Annotated in this window: 12 protein-coding genes; 10 read left to right on the forward strand and 2 right to left on the reverse strand. The window is 65.5% G+C overall.

The window, feature by feature from the left end:
• Nucleotides 1-6 precede the first annotated feature (6 nt).
• The gene (locus AC1AYD_RS06320; protein WP_476502076.1) at nt 7-1185 is read right to left on the reverse strand and encodes a sensor histidine kinase; all 1179 of its coding nucleotides are present in this window, start codon (nt 1183-1185) and stop codon (nt 7-9) included.
• Nucleotides 1164-1829, reverse strand: a complete 666-nt coding sequence (locus AC1AYD_RS06325) for a response regulator (RefSeq protein ID WP_476502077.1) — start codon at nt 1827-1829, stop codon at nt 1164-1166. The genes AC1AYD_RS06320 and AC1AYD_RS06325 overlap by 22 nt, the downstream gene beginning before the upstream one ends.
• A 249-nt stretch (nt 1830-2078) precedes the next feature.
• Here AC1AYD_RS06325 and AC1AYD_RS06330 point away from each other — a divergent pair, with 249 nt between their 5' ends.
• The 10 genes from AC1AYD_RS06330 to argJ all read left to right on the forward strand — a co-directional run bounded on the left by AC1AYD_RS06330 (nt 2079) and on the right by argJ (nt 14008).
• Nucleotides 2079-2615: a hypothetical protein gene (locus AC1AYD_RS06330; protein WP_476502078.1), complete on the forward strand. Its 537-nt coding sequence runs from the start codon at nt 2079-2081 to the stop codon at nt 2613-2615.
• Nucleotides 2616-2907: 292 nt separating this feature from the next.
• Nucleotides 2908-3507 carry an ECF transporter S component gene (locus AC1AYD_RS06335; RefSeq protein WP_034526515.1) on the forward strand — a complete coding sequence of 200 codons (600 nt, stop codon included), beginning with the start codon at nt 2908-2910 and terminating at the stop codon, nt 3505-3507.
• Nucleotides 3507-4985, forward strand: coding sequence for an ABC transporter ATP-binding protein (locus tag AC1AYD_RS06340; RefSeq protein ID WP_476502079.1), 1479 nt, complete (start codon nt 3507-3509; stop codon nt 4983-4985). Before AC1AYD_RS06335 ends, AC1AYD_RS06340 begins: the two co-directional genes overlap by 1 nt.
• Before the next feature lie 6 nt (nt 4986-4991).
• Nucleotides 4992-5819, forward strand: coding sequence for an energy-coupling factor transporter transmembrane component T family protein (locus tag AC1AYD_RS06345; RefSeq protein WP_476502080.1), 828 nt, complete (start codon nt 4992-4994; stop codon nt 5817-5819).
• Between the two features lie 72 nt (nt 5820-5891).
• The gene (locus tag AC1AYD_RS06350) at nt 5892-6794 is read left to right on the forward strand and encodes a TrmH family RNA methyltransferase (RefSeq protein WP_034526263.1); all 903 of its coding nucleotides are present in this window, start codon (nt 5892-5894) and stop codon (nt 6792-6794) included.
• Between the two features lie 165 nt (nt 6795-6959).
• A complete protein-coding gene (gene pheS / locus AC1AYD_RS06355; protein WP_051922744.1) occupies nt 6960-8063 on the forward strand; it encodes a phenylalanine--tRNA ligase subunit alpha in 1104 nt (367 codons plus the stop codon).
• A gap of 6 nt (nt 8064-8069) precedes the next feature.
• Entirely contained in the window at nt 8070-10679 is a 2610-nt protein-coding gene (pheT, locus tag AC1AYD_RS06360) for a phenylalanine--tRNA ligase subunit beta (protein ID WP_476544846.1), read from the forward strand.
• 61 nt (nt 10680-10740) lie between these two features.
• A complete protein-coding gene (locus tag AC1AYD_RS06365) occupies nt 10741-11604 on the forward strand; it encodes a hypothetical protein (protein ID WP_034526268.1) in 864 nt (287 codons plus the stop codon).
• A gap of 140 nt (nt 11605-11744) precedes the next feature.
• Nucleotides 11745-12839: an N-acetyl-gamma-glutamyl-phosphate reductase gene (gene argC, locus AC1AYD_RS06370; RefSeq protein ID WP_034526269.1), complete on the forward strand. Its 1095-nt coding sequence runs from the start codon at nt 11745-11747 to the stop codon at nt 12837-12839.
• Nucleotides 12836-14008, forward strand: a complete 1173-nt coding sequence (gene argJ / locus AC1AYD_RS06375; RefSeq protein WP_034526271.1) for a bifunctional glutamate N-acetyltransferase/amino-acid acetyltransferase ArgJ — start codon at nt 12836-12838, stop codon at nt 14006-14008. The genes argC and argJ overlap by 4 nt, the downstream gene beginning before the upstream one ends.
• Nucleotides 14009-14101 lie beyond the last annotated feature (93 nt).

Consider the following 14101-nt stretch of genomic DNA (forward strand, 5'->3'; position numbering starts at 1 on the left):
TCGGGATCAGCTTTGCTGGTCCCGACCATGGGATTGTGGGGGAATGGCCGCGAACGAATACCATGTACCGTCATCCAGTCGCCCCGTGACGAAGGCACCGCCGATGCGTTCGATTTCACGTCGGTAGTACGTCATGCCCTGCCCATGCCGTGGCAGCTCCTCGTCGGACAATGCGTTGGAGGTGGTGACTTCGATGCCGTTGCCGTTCCATACGACGGAAACCTCATATGACTCCCGTTTCGCATGCCTGATGATATTGGCGTAGAGTTCGCCGATGAATCCGGTGCAGAGGGCCATCCGCTCTTCGCTCATCGGGGCGGGGTCGTCGTCGATGCCGAGGACGCTCCCGCCTTCGAAACCGAGACGGTTTATGCGTCTGTCGTTGTCGTCCAAAACCCGATGAAGGCGATCGGCAAACGCTTCCGTCTCCGAGGACGTCGTGCCATGGATGCCGTGGTCCCATTCGTTGAGGGAATCGACGACCTTGTGCGTATTGTCCAGCGCATTGAGCGCCGACTCATTGATCTGACGCCAATCGTCGATATCGTTGCCGCCTGCTCTGATATGACGTTGGGCCATGCGTGCGATGAGCGACAATTCCCCGGTGACGGCGTCATGCATACGCTGGGCGGCACGCGCGGTGAACGCTACTTGGCGTAGATCGTCCTCCGCTTGGGCGAGTTTCACCTGTCGTCTGAATCCGTCCTCTCGCCAACGCAGCGATCGCCCGACGAGTGACGCCATGACGCTGAACGGTATGAGGGATATGAATACGTACCAGTCGACGTTCCAGCCGTTCGGGAGTCCGGTGTAGACCACCTGCAACAGGATCATCGCGATGGTCAGCGCCGCCGCCATGCGGTCGGAGGTCATATACGCCAACAATCCCAACGCGTACAGCACGCTGAACGTGGACGTGGGACCCGTGCCGTTGGAACAGACCGTCGTCAGACCGTCGATGACGATGAGTGCTACGGAGGATGGCAGAGGCAGGATGCTGGTGCCGATGAGCAAGGCCTCCTGCATGAGCGAGAGAGCCAATGCGATTCCGCCGGACGGGGGATTGTACGCCCATTGGATGATAAGCAACGACGAGAAGGCCGATGAGAGGGCGACACGTGCCTTTAGCGGGGGAATCAAAGGCGTTGGCGCCTTCCCGAGGTTCAGCCACGTGGTGAAAGCCATATCGCCACCGCCTGACGCGCCGTCCGCGCTCCGAGTTTCTGCATGATGTGCTGCATATGTTTGCGCACGGTCGCCTCCGAAATGCCGAGTCTGCCGGCGATTTCGGTATCGAGCAGTCCCTCATCCGCACACAGGTTGATGATCTCCTCCTCCCGCAACGTGAGCCGTTGATCGTGATCCGTCTCATTCATCAGACGGATGTGCGCGAGCTGCCGTGATTCGAAGCCCGTCATCGAACCGTTGCGGATCACCGAGTCGATGGCGGTGACGAGGTCGTCTTCGGTATTCTTGCTGACCAGTCCCTGTGCACCGGCGGCCTTCGCTTTCACCTCATACAGGTTCAGCGAGAAACTCGTCATCGCGAGAATAGGGAAGTCAAGGGACCGTTTCCGTATGCGCCTGCACGCACTGGTCCCCTGAACTCCTTCCAGCGACATGTCCAGCAGCAATAAGGACGGAACATGTGTCTTGGTCAGAAGCATCGCTTCCTTGGCTGACTGGGCCATCCATATGACACGGGCTGTCGGTAGACGTTCGGTCAAAAGCCGGTATAAGGAATCCAAGGAACGTGCGTCGTTGTCGACGATGGCTATTTCCGTCATGGGAGTCGATGATGTCAAACATGAATCCTTTGTGCTTGTCATAGGTTCTATCTCTTGTGTGTGGGCTTGCAGTGCCACTATTTGCACTTGGGTGTGCCATAAGAATTATATATACACACATCGAGTATGCTTGGAATGAATTATTCACAAATGAAGTATTGCTCGACTTGTGTATCATATGTAGCATATGTTATGCCTAACAAATATAAGAGTAAAGGCTCTTAGGGTGATGAATCATTGGAGATTCATCGCTTGGTTATAGCATCCGACTGGTTGCAGAGAGTGTGTGGGATGAGAAAAGCAACTCGTAGCTGTCTTTTGGTTTTTTTAGCAGTGCTGCTGCTCTGTGGGTTGTCGTATCAATCCGCCTCTTTGCAATCCGGTAACGATATAAGATCTCCGTCTTCATCGAAGGAGCAGAAAACATATAAAGAATTCACAGTAGAAGGTTTGGAAACATATGCGCGAGAGCGTTATGTTGCTTCTCGATCGCAAGGTCTGGAGGATATCCGTCCTTTAGGTTCCGGAGAATTTTCCGGTACCGGAATCATCCCCATTGATATGGTGGCCGATCGTACTCATCGATATGACATCACGTATATGTGTAATCCCCAAACGGCAGCATCATTTTCGATACGACTACGGCGTGGTGGTGCTTCATATTGGGTGGCGGATATAGGTGAATGCCCCGGTGAAGGAGTGTTTGCGATTTCGGTTCCCGTCGAGAGATTTCCCAAAGCGACCGAAGTTGTTTTTAACGCTAATGATGAAACCAGTTTCATTGTCGTCATACATGAGATCATGGTTGAAAGGAAGAGCAATGAATAATGCACATGCCGTTCTTCCGACGACGGAGCCATGGTTGAATCATTCCTGAAGAATTTCTACGGGCATAGAACCAACGTAAGCCTGCAAACCGCTGTCGCGCACAATACAATCTTCGTATTGCGTTCGACAGCGGTTTGTCATATAGTCATGGGCTGACACGGGAGCCGCTTGAAGGCGGCTGAGAGGGGGCCGCAACGGGTCCCGACCGATGGAACGTGGACGGGCAATGCCGACCACGGAACTGTCCTCCACCCGTGCCTTGAGAAGGAAGCACAGAGAAAGGCACATCACCATGGCCGAAACCGTCGCCAAGACCAACTACAAGTGGCGCGTCGTCGACATCGTCGTCGCCGCCATCATCGCCGTCGCATCCGGCGTCATCTTCTGGGGCTGGGACGTCGTCTGCGCCGCCCCGCTCGCCCTGTTCGAGGCCGTCACCCCCGGCTTCGAAGGCCTGCTCAACGGATTCTGGCTGTTCGCCGGCCCGCTCGCCGCCATCATCGTGCGCAAGCCGGGCGCCGCCCTCTTCGCCGAGACCCTCGCCGCGTTCCTCGAGCTCACGCTCGGCAACCAGTGGGGCGTCGGCGGCTCGCTCATCGTCGGCATCATGCAGGGCCTCGCCGCCGAGATCGCCTTCGCGATCTTCGCGTGGAAGCAGTGGAACATCGGCACCACCATCCTGTCCGGCGCTCTCGCCGGCGTCGCCTGCTGGGCCTACTACTGGATGACCAACCCCGGCTGGAACGCGATGCGCGTCAGCTGGTACCTCGTCGGCTCCATCATCTCCGGCGTCATCATCGCCGGCGCGCTCATGTGGGCGCTGCACAAGGCGATCGCCGCCACCGGCGTGCTCGACCGCTTCGCCTCCGGCCGCGCCGAGGCGCGCGTCTGATGCGCATCACGCCCGCCCGCGTCGAGGCGAAGGATTGGGGATGGCGTCACGCCACGCGCAAGGACTTCGCCCTGCGCGGGCTCGACTTCGACATCCGCCCCGGGGAGCACGTGCTGCTCCTCGGCGCCTCCGGGGCGGGCAAAAGCACGCTCATGGCCGGACTGGCCGGCGTGCTCGGCGGATCCGACGAAGGCGAGCAGGAAGGCTCGCTCACCATCGACGGCGTCGAAGCCGGCATCGCCCGCGGCAAGGCCGGCCTCGTGCTGCAGGACCCGGATTCGCAGATCATCCTCGAACGCGTGGGCGACGACGCGGCCTTCGGCTGTGAGAACCTCGCCGTCCCACGCGACGAGACGTGGCGGCGCGTGCGCGAATCGCTCGACCTGGTCGGATTGAAGGACATCGACCTCGACCGGTCCACGCGCCACCTGTCCGGCGGGCAGCGGCAGCGCCTCGCGCTCGCCGGCGTGCTCGCCATGCAGCCGGGACTCCTGCTGCTCGACGAGCCGACCGCCAACCTCGACCCGGAAGGCGTGCGCGAAGTCCACGACGCGGTGCGCGACGTGCTTGCCCGCACCGGGCAGACCATGGTCGTCGTCGAGCATCATATCGACGTGTGGATGGACCTGATCGACCGCGTCATCGTCATCGGCCATCCCGACCCGGATTCGCACGTGGGCGGCGTCATCGCCGACGGAAGACCGGACGAGGTGTTCGGACGATTCGGCGACCTGCTCGCGCAGGGCGGCGCATGGGTGCCGGGACGCGCGATTCCGGACCGTGCGCCGACGCGCGCACGCGCGGACGTCCGCGAACCCGCGCTCGTCGCCGAGGACCTGAGCTTCGGCCGCGGATTCCCGCTCGGCGAGCATATCGATCTCGAATTCTTCGCCGGCGAGGTGACGGCCCTGATGGGGCCGAACGGCGCCGGAAAATCCACGCTCGCGCTGACGCTCGCCGGACTCCTGAAGCCGCTCGCCGGGCATGTGCGCGTGCGCGCCGACATCGCCGAAGGCGCGCGCGGCGACGAGCCGGACAAGTGGAGGAGCCGCGAACTGCTCGGCCGCATCGGCATGGTCTTCCAGGAGCCGGAACACCAGTTCGCTGCGGCGCTCGTACGCGACGAGGTCGCCATCGGGCCGAAATCGATGGGCGCCGACGAGGCGCGCGCGTACGCGATCGCCGACGAAATGCTGGAACGCATGAACCTCTCGCGGTTCGCCAAAGCCAACCCGTACACGCTGTCCGGCGGCGAGAAGCGGCGACTGTCCGTCGCCTCCATGCTGGCCGGCGCGCCGAAGATCCTCGTCATGGACGAGCCGACCTTCGGCCAGGACTTCACCACGTGGACCGAGATGGTCGACCTCATCGCCAAAGTGCGCGACCAAGGTTCCGCGGTCATCGTCGTCACGCACGACGAGGCGCTCGTCAGGGCGCTCGACGCGCGCCGCATCATGTTCGGATTCGCAGGGGAGTGAGTGGGTATGAACGATTCGGTCATCGTCTCGCCGCCGGGCGCGCGCAAGGAACCGGCCCGGCCCGCGTCGCCCTCGTGGTTCATCGCGAAGGTGAACCCGGTGACGCGCATCATCGGCGCGCTGCTGCTGTGCATCCCGATGTTTGTGAGCCTCGACGTGGTCTCCGCGTCCGTGGCGTTGGGACTCGAGGTCGCGCTGCTGTGGATCGGCGGCGTCGACCCGATCCGCATCTGCCGCAGCACATGGCCGGTATGGATCGCCGCGGTCGGCGGCTTCATCTCCGTGCTGCTCTACGGCCGCACGTCCGGCGAGATCCTGTGGACCGCCGGCTGGATCGTCGTGTCCGAAGGCTCCGTGTATCTCGCCTGCGCCACGTTCCTGCGCGTGCTCGCCATCGCCGTGCCCGGCGTGGTGCTCGCGCTCGGCCTTGACCCGACCGATCTGGCCGACGGCCTCGTGCAGATCCTGCACCTCTCGCCCCGGTTCGTGTACGGCGGTCTCGCCGGCATGCGCATGTTCACGCTGCTGCAGGATGATTGGCGTGCGTTGGGATTGTCGCGCCGTTCGCGCGGTCTCGGCGACGGCAACGCGATCCAGCGTGCGTTCTCGCAGGCGTTCGGTCTGCTGGTCCTGTCGATCCGTCGCGCCACGAAACTCGCCACCGCGATGGAGGCGCGCGGTTTCGGCGGCGAAGGGCCGCGCTCGGCGGCGCGCGTCTCGCGCCTGCATCCGATCGACGCGGTGTTCTGCGCGATCTGCTTCGTGATCCCGTTCATCGCGCTCGGCGTCGCCGTCGCCACCGGCAACTGGCACTTCTCCTTCCAAGGCGCGTGACGTCCACTGCAGTCGAGACGCGTGTATGCGCGTGTGCCGTGGCGCGGTAGGCGTGACGGTAGGGTGGAGGGCATGCCCATCAACCATGCAGTGATCGACAATCCGAAATCCGACCGAATCAAGCGCGTCGCCGGACTCGCGCGCCCGGCCGGCCGCGAACGCTCCGGCCGCTTCCTCATCGAAGGCCCGCAGTCCGTGCGCGAGGCCGTCACATGGCGTCCCGACGTGGTGAGCGACCTGTACGTCGCGATCGACGTCGATCCCGACGGCGAACCGTATCTGTCCGACACGCTCGCCGCGATCGTCGACAAGTCGCAGGAATCCCGAAAGACGCCGATCTACGTGCATCACGTCACGCGCGAGGTGATGGCCAAGATCAGCAAGGACGCGCAGGGCATCGTCGCCGTGGGAGACATCGAGACGCTCCACACGGAGATCTCCGCCGTCCGCCTCTCCGAACGCCCGCTCATCGCCGCGTTCTGGCAGGTGCGCGACCCGGGCAACGCGGGCACCGTGATCCGCGCCGCCGACGCCGCCGGATGCGACGCGGTCGTGTTCGTCGACGAGTGCGTGGACCCGCTGAACCCGAAGGTCATCCGTTCGACCGCCGGCTCCCTGTTCCACATCCCCGTGCTGCGCATGGACACCGGCACGTTCCTCAAGTGGATGGAACGCGACGATCTCGCCACCGTCGCCGCCGACGTGTACGGCACGTCGGAACGCAAGCCCGAACCGTTGCCCGACATGCTCGCCGAACGCGCGTCGGACGCGGCCAGGACGCGCGAGACGCGTGGCGCGAACGGCGCGCGCGGCGACGCCGTGCTGTTCGGCAACGAGGCGAGGGGACTGCCCTCCGCCATCCTCGAACGCATGGACCGCATCGTGTCGATTCCGCTGTACGGCAAGGCCGAATCGCTGAACCTCGGCACGTCCGCCGCGGTCATGCTCATGAGCCTCGCCATGAGCGGGCGCTGAGCCGCACAGCCGCCTGCCGGTCGCATGCCGGCCATACGCCGGCCGCGTGCCGGCGGTTCCGCGACCACGTGATGGAACCGGGCGGCCATGTCGAGTCATACCGTGACAATGTGATGTTGGACAACGCTTGGGAAACGTGCGTTTTCGCGTGTTTCCCCACGTGCAATGCACGTCAGTGAAGCAGATATAAAGGAAAGGGTGCTCGTGGCAGAAGCGCTATTCGATGCGCAAACGGTGACCGATGCGGTCGCCGAAGGCATCGCGAAAATCCAGAACGCCTCCACGCTGGAGGAATTGAAGGCCATCAAGAGCGAATACGCCGGAGCCGACTCGGCGATGACACAGGCCAGCAAGGCCATCGGGGCACTGCCCAAGGACCAGAAGAAGGACGCCGGCAAGCTCATGGGCAAGCTGCGCGCCGACTTCGGCCGCGCCTACGGCCCCAAGGAGAAGGAGCTCAAGGAGGCCGCCGAGGCCGCCGCGCTCGCCGCCGAGACCGTCGACATGACGCTGCCGGTCGCGCGCAAGCCGCTCGGCGCGCGCCACCCGCTCGCCAAGCTCATGGAGGACGTCGAGGACTTCTTCATCTCCATGGGATGGCAGATCTCCGCCGGCCCCGAAGTGGAGGCCGAATGGTACAACTTCGACGCCCTCAACTTCGGCCCGGACCATCCGGCCCGCCAGATGCAGGACACCTTCTACGTGAAAGGCAACCAGGCGAAGGACGCCGCCGGCTTCGTCGGCTCCAACATGGTCGTGCGCACGCAGACCTCGTCCGACCAGGTGCGCGCCCTGCTGTCGCGCGGCGTGCCGCTGTACATCGCCTCCCCGGGCCGCGTGTTCCGCACCGACGAGCTCGACGCCACCCACACCCCGGTGTTCCACCAGTGCGAGGCGCTCGCCGTCGACAAGCACCTGACCATGGCCGACTTGAAGGGCGTGCTCGACAAGCTCGCCGTCGCCATGTTCGGTCCGGAGGCCAAGACGCGCCTGCGTCCGAGCTACTTCCCGTTCACCGAGCCGAGCGCCGAGCTTGACCTGTGGTTCCCTGACAAGAAGGGCGGCCCGGGCTGGCTCGAATGGGGTGGCTGCGGCATGGTCAACCCGAACGTGCTCAAGTCCGCGGGCATCGATCCGAACGAGTACACCGGCTTCGCATTCGGCGTGGGCATGGAGCGCACGCTGCTGCTGCGCAGCGACATCAACGACATGCACGACCTCGTCGAGGGCGACGTGCGTTTCGCCGAACAGTTTGTGATGGGGGAGTGATTACCCATGCCTATGGTTGATATCGATTGGCTCAAGGAGCACGTCGAGGTTCCGTCCGACCTCACCTACGAGCAGCTGGCCAAGGACCTGGTCAAGGTCGGTCTCGAGGAGGAGGAGATCCACGCCTCCCAGGTGACCGGTCCGATCGTCGTCGGCTACGTGGTCGACGCGACGCCGGAACCGCAGAAGAACGGCAAGATCATCAACTGGTGCCATGTCGACGTCGGCGACGAATACAACGAGACCGACGAGAACGGCAACAAGGTGCCGCGCGGCATCATCTGCGGCGCGCCGAACATGGCCGCCGGCGAGAAGGTCGTCGTCACGCTTCCGGGCGCCGTGCTGCCCGGTGACTTCCGCATCGAGCCGCGCAAGACGTATGGCCACATCTCCAACGGCATGTGCGCCTCCGAGCGCGAGCTCGGCCTCGGCGACGACCACAACGGCATCATCCTGCTGCGCCACTACGGGTTCACCGAGGAGGAGTACGAGGCCCTCAAGCCCGGCGACGACGCGATGCACCTGCTGCACCTCGACCAGCCGCTGCTGGAGATCAACATCACCCCGGACCGCGGCTACACGCTGTCCTACCGCGGCGTGGCCCGCGAATACCACCACTCCACCGGCGCCGCGTACACGGACCCGGTCAAGGAGCTCAACGCGAAGGTGCCTGTCGCCGCCGGCGAGGCCTCCGGCACCGTGCCGGACGTGCAGGTCGAGATCGAGGACGACAACCCGATCCACGGCGTGCCCGGCTGCGACCGCTACTATGCGCGCGCCATCCGCGGCTTCGACCCGTCCGCGCGCACGCCGAACTGGATGCGTCGTCGTCTCATCCGCGCCGGCGTGCGCTCCATCTCGCTCGCCGTGGACGTCACCAACTACGTGATGCTCGACCTCGGCCAGCCGATGCACGCCTACGATCTGGACAAGCTCGAAGGCCCGATCGTCGTGCGCCGCGCGAACGAGGGCGAGAAGCTCGTCACCCTCGACGGCAAGGAGCATGAGCTCAGCCCCGAGGACCTGCTCATCACCGATTCGCCGAACGGCCAGCGAGCCTCGCGCATCATCGGTCTCGCCGGCGTGATGGGCGGCCTGTACGGCGAGGTGACCGCGGAGACGAAGAACATCCTGCTCGAAGCCGCGCACTTCGATCAGGTGTCCATCGCGCGTTCCGCCCGCCGCCACAAGATCCCGTCCGAGGCGTCTCGCCGCTTCGAACGCGGCGTCGACTACCAGCTGCAGCCGGCCGCCGCGCAGATGGCCGCCGACCTGCTCATCAAGTACGGCGACGGCGAGGCCAGCGAGAAGCCGACCGACGTGAACAACACGCACCGCCGCAAGGCCATCCACTTCAAGGCCACGGAGGTCAAGCGCGTCGCCGGTCTCGACACCGGCGTGAACGCCATTTCCGACATCCTCACTGACATCGGCTGCACTGTGGCCGGCGGCGGCAACGGCGAGTTCTCCGTCACCCCGCCCACCTGGCGTCCGGATCTGAACGAGCCGTGCGATCTGGTCGAGGAGGTCGCGCGCCTCGTCGGCTACGACGAGATTCCCGTTACCGTGCCGCCGGCGCCGGTCAAGGGCGAGGTCGGCCTGACCGCCGACCAGCTGCGCCGTCGCCGCGTCGCCGACGAGCTCGCCGAATACGGCATGGTGGAGGCCCTGAGCTACCCGTTCGTGGGCGACAACGACTACAAGGCGTTCGGCTACGACGCTGAGGCCACCAAGAAGGTCAGCGTCGAGATCGCGAACCCGCTGTACGGCGACCGCCCGTACCTGCGTCGCCACATCCTGCCCACGCTCGCCGCGACCGTGCAGCGCAACATCCGCCGCGGCATCGAGAACGTGTCGCTCTACGAGCTCGGCCACGTGTACCTGTGGAACCCGGACGCGCCCGCCATCCCGGCCCTGCCCGGCGGCGTGAAGCCCACGCCGGAGCAGCTCGCCGCGCTCGACGCCGGCCTGCCCGACCAGCCCGACCATGTGGCCGGCATCCTGACCGGTCTCGCCGAGAACACCGGCTGGCTGGGCGGCAAGCGCCCGGTCGACTGGTCCGACGCGGTCGAGGCCGTGCATCGCATCGCCGACCGTCTCGGCGCCGCCATCGAGCTGGAGCAGCCGGCCGCCGCCGACGTGCCCGCCCAGTGGCATCCGGGCCGCTTCGCCCGCGTGAACGCCGCCGGCACGTTCGTCGGCTTCGTCGGCGAGCTTCACCCGCACGTCAACGAGGCGCTCGGCTTCCCCGAGCACTCCGCCGCGTTCGAGCTGAACCTCACCGCGCTGTTCGCCACGCTCGACGGCAAGCCGGTGCAGGCCAAGCCGATCTCCACGTTCCCACCCGTCAAGCAGGATCTCGCCTTCACCGTGGACGACACGGTGACCGCCGCCCAGCTCGAAGACGTGGTGCGTGAGGCCGCCGGCGCGAACCTCGAATCCATCGAACTGTTCGACGTGTTCACCGGCGAGCAGGTCGGTGAGGGCAAGAAGTCCCTCGCCTTCGCGGTGGTGTTCCGTTCGCCCGACAAGACCCTGTCCGCCGAAGACAGCGAGGCGATCCGCAAGGCCATCGTCGACAAGGCCGCGGAGCTCGGCGCGCAGCTGCGCGCCTGAACCGCTGGGCCGAAAGCGAAACGACATAAGTTAACATAAGGTGCAACACGAGGAGGACCCGATGAGCGCACCCGGACAGCAGCCGAACGATCCCGCACAGCAGACGGGAGGGAACGGCGTCGCACCGGGCGCGGGCTCACCGGGTCCCGTCGTATCCGGGGAGACACCGTCGCAGCCGCCATCGGGGGTTCAGACGGCGCCGGGGCAATCCCCGCGCCCCCAGTCCCAGCCGCAGTACGGCCAATACGCGCAGCCCGACTACGGCGCGATGCTGAGCCAGTTCGGTCCGAACTACAATCCGTATCTCTATGGTGCGCCCGACCCCGAGCCGCAGAAGGACGATGCGGGGGAGTCCGCGCAGACGTCGCAACAGCGGATGCCCCAGCGTACGCCGGGCGCGGCGTATCCCGGCGGATACGGGCAGAACGGCCCGTACGGCGGGCCGCAGGGACAGTACGGACAGCAAGGACCGTACGGACAGCAGGGGCCGAACGGCCCGTATCCGCAGAACGGCCCCTACGCGTCGAACGGTCCGTACGCGTCGAACGGGAATCCAACGGCCCCGGGCAACGGTGCGAACGACGGTCATACGCCGCGCTACTTCTACGGCATCGACGTGAACGACCCCAATCAGAACCCGCTGTACGGGCGCTGGGACTCCTACGCGATCATCGCCTTCGTGTTCGCGCTCGTCTTCAGCGTGCCCCTGCTGCCGACCATCATGGGCGTCATCTCCGTGTGGCGCACCGGCACCTTCCATATGAAGGGCCGCGGGCTCGCCATCGCCGCGATCGTCATCAACCTCATCACCACCGCGGTGCAGATCTGGATGTGGGTCAACGGCGTCGACGTGACCGACCTCACCAACCAGATGCTCAATATGGTCGGCGGAGGTTCCGGTTCCGGCGACACGATGACCACGTGACCACGCCAATCGCGTGAACGATGACGGTGAGGTGCGCCTCGCCGTCCATGTGCCGTCTCGACACGTGATTACATAATTATGCAATAGTCTGCATAGGTATGTATGCTCGTGGGTATTGCCCATGAAGTGAAGGACGTGATATGGCGAAATACACGGTGGCCGTGGCGGGTGCCACGGGTTATGCGGGAGGCGAGGCGCTGCGCATTCTGGCCGCCCATCCCGCGTTCGAGGTGACCTGCGTGGCGGGCCACTCCTCGGTGGGGGACAAGCTCGGCAAGCACATGCCGCACATCCCGCAGCTGGCGGATCTGACCGTCGAAGACACCACCCCCGAAGTCCTGAACGGCCATGACGTGATCATCCTCGCGCTGCCGCACGGAGCCTCCGGCAAGCTGGCGTCCCAGCTCGACCCGGACGCGGTCGTCGTCGACCTCGGCGCCGACCACCGTCTCGAAGAGCAAAGCGCGTGGGACGAGTTCTACGGCGGCGACTTCTACGAGCATTGGACCTACGGCATGCCCGAGCTCATCACCGGCAAGGCCGCCGACGGCTCGTACACGCGCCAGCGCGCCGCATTGCCTGGAACCAAGCGCATCGCCGGCCCCGGCTGCAACGTGACCGCCACCACGCTGGCCCTGCAGCCCGGCGTCGCCGAAGGCCTCGTCGAGCACACGGACATCGTCGCCGATCTCGTCGTCGGCTACTCCGGCGCCGGCAAGAACCTCAAGCGCACCAACTTGCTCGCCGCCGAGGCGTTCGGCTCCGCCCTGCCGTACGGCGTGGGCGGCACGCACCGCCACATCCCCGAGATCCTGCAGAACCTCGCGCACGCCGCCGGCCTCGACGCCGCTGCCGCCAGCGGGTTCACGCTCGGCTTCACGCCGGTGCTCGCGCCCATGTCGCGCGGCATCCTCGCCTGCGTGAGCGCGAAGATGACCGACAAGGCGAAGCACCTGAGCGACGCGGCGATCCGCGACGTGTGGGCCCACGCCTACGAAGACCAGGACTTCATGGTGCTGCTGCCGGAAGGCACCCTGCCCGCCACGGCGAACATCATCGGCTCGAACGCCGCCCACATCCAGGTCGTCACCGACCGCAAGGCCGGCCGCATCATCGCCTTCGCCGCCATCGACAACCTCAACCGCGGCACCGCCGGCCAGGCGGTGCAGTCCCTGAACATCGCCCTCGGCCTTCCCGAAGACCAGGGCCTGACCAAGATCGGAGTCGCCCCGTGAGCGTCACATTCGCACAAGGATTCGCCGCATCCGGCGTCGAGGCGGGCATCTCCGCCGTCGCCGGCAAGAAGGATCTCGCACTCGTCGTCAACAACGGCCCGCTCGACGCGGCCGCCGGCGTGTTCACCTCCAACCGTTTCTGCGCCGCGCCCGTCCAGTGGTCGCGCAAGGTCGTCGCCGACGGCCACGTCAAGGCCGTGATCCTCAACTCCGGCGGCGCCAACGCGTGCACCGGAGCGGAAGGCTACGCGCAGTCCAAGGCCACCGCCGAGACCGTCGCCGCGCTCGTCGGCACGGAACCGGACGACGTGGCCGTGTGCTCCACCGGCCTCATCGGCGAACTGCTGCCGCTCGACCACGTGCTCGACGGCGCGAAGGCCGCCCACGCGGCGCTCGCCGCCACGCCGGAAGCCGGCGCGGACGCCTCCCACGCCATCATGACCACCGACACCAAGCCCAAGACCGTCGAACTCGAAGGTTCCAATGGCTGGAGGATCGGCGGCATGGTCAAGGGCTCCGGCATGATCGCCCCGCAGCTGGCCACCATGCTGTGCGTCATCACCACCGACGCCGTCGTCTCCGCCGGGCAGCTCCAGGCCGCGCTCGCCGTCGCCACCGAACACTCGTTCAACCGCATCGACGTGGACGGCTGCATGTCCACCAACGACACGGTGCTCCTGCTCGCCTCCGGCGCCTCGGGCGTCGAACCCGACAAGGACGAGTTCAACAAGCTCGTCAAAGACGCCTGCGCCTCCCTCGCCCGCCAGATCATCGGCGACGGCGAAGGCGCCAGCCACGACATCCGCATCACCGTCACCGGCGCCACCACCGAGGACGCGGCGCTCGCCTGCGGCCGCGCCGTCGCCGCCTCCAACCTGCTCAAGTGCGCGATCAGCGGCAACGACCCGAACTGGGGGCGCATCGTCTCCTCGCTCGGCACCGTGCCGCCGGAAGTCGCGCCCTACGAGTCCGACAAGGTGACCGTCGACGTCAACGGCGTGCGCATCTGCGAGAACGGCGGCGCCGGACGCGACCGCTCCGAAGTCGACATGACCCCGCGCGAGGTCCACATCGACATCGACCTGAACGCCGGGGACGCCGAGGCGACCGTCTGGACCGACGACCTCACCCACGAATACGTCCACATCAACGCGGACTACGAAAGCTAGTTCCGGCGGTGCCCGGGGCGGCTGCCGATATTCATCATCCGACACGCTCCGGGCCGCTCAGGCCAAGTCTTTACGGTCTGACGACGAATATCG

This window comes from Bifidobacterium sp. LH_426 (assembly GCF_056356875.1).

Coding starts and splice junctions, on each gene's coding strand:
- AC1AYD_RS06345 (WP_476502080.1), top strand. CDS start 4,992: ATGAACGATTCGGTCATCGTCTCGCCGCCGGGCGCGCGCAAGGAACCG.
- AC1AYD_RS06330 (WP_476502078.1), top strand. CDS start 2,079: ATGAGAAAAGCAACTCGTAGCTGTCTTTTGGTTTTTTTAGCAGTGCTG.
- AC1AYD_RS06350 (WP_034526263.1), top strand. CDS start 5,892: ATGCCCATCAACCATGCAGTGATCGACAATCCGAAATCCGACCGAATC.
- AC1AYD_RS06320 (WP_476502076.1), bottom strand. CDS start 1,185: ATGGCTTTCACCACGTGGCTGAACCTCGGGAAGGCGCCAACGCCTTTG.
- pheS (WP_051922744.1), top strand. CDS start 6,960: ATGCACGTCAGTGAAGCAGATATAAAGGAAAGGGTGCTCGTGGCAGAA.
- AC1AYD_RS06365 (WP_034526268.1), top strand. CDS start 10,741: ATGAGCGCACCCGGACAGCAGCCGAACGATCCCGCACAGCAGACGGGA.
- pheT (WP_476544846.1), top strand. CDS start 8,070: ATGCCTATGGTTGATATCGATTGGCTCAAGGAGCACGTCGAGGTTCCG.
- AC1AYD_RS06340 (WP_476502079.1), top strand. CDS start 3,507: ATGCGCATCACGCCCGCCCGCGTCGAGGCGAAGGATTGGGGATGGCGT.
- AC1AYD_RS06335 (WP_034526515.1), top strand. CDS start 2,908: ATGGCCGAAACCGTCGCCAAGACCAACTACAAGTGGCGCGTCGTCGAC.
- AC1AYD_RS06325 (WP_476502077.1), bottom strand. CDS start 1,829: ATGACAAGCACAAAGGATTCATGTTTGACATCATCGACTCCCATGACG.
- argC (WP_034526269.1), top strand. CDS start 11,745: ATGGCGAAATACACGGTGGCCGTGGCGGGTGCCACGGGTTATGCGGGA.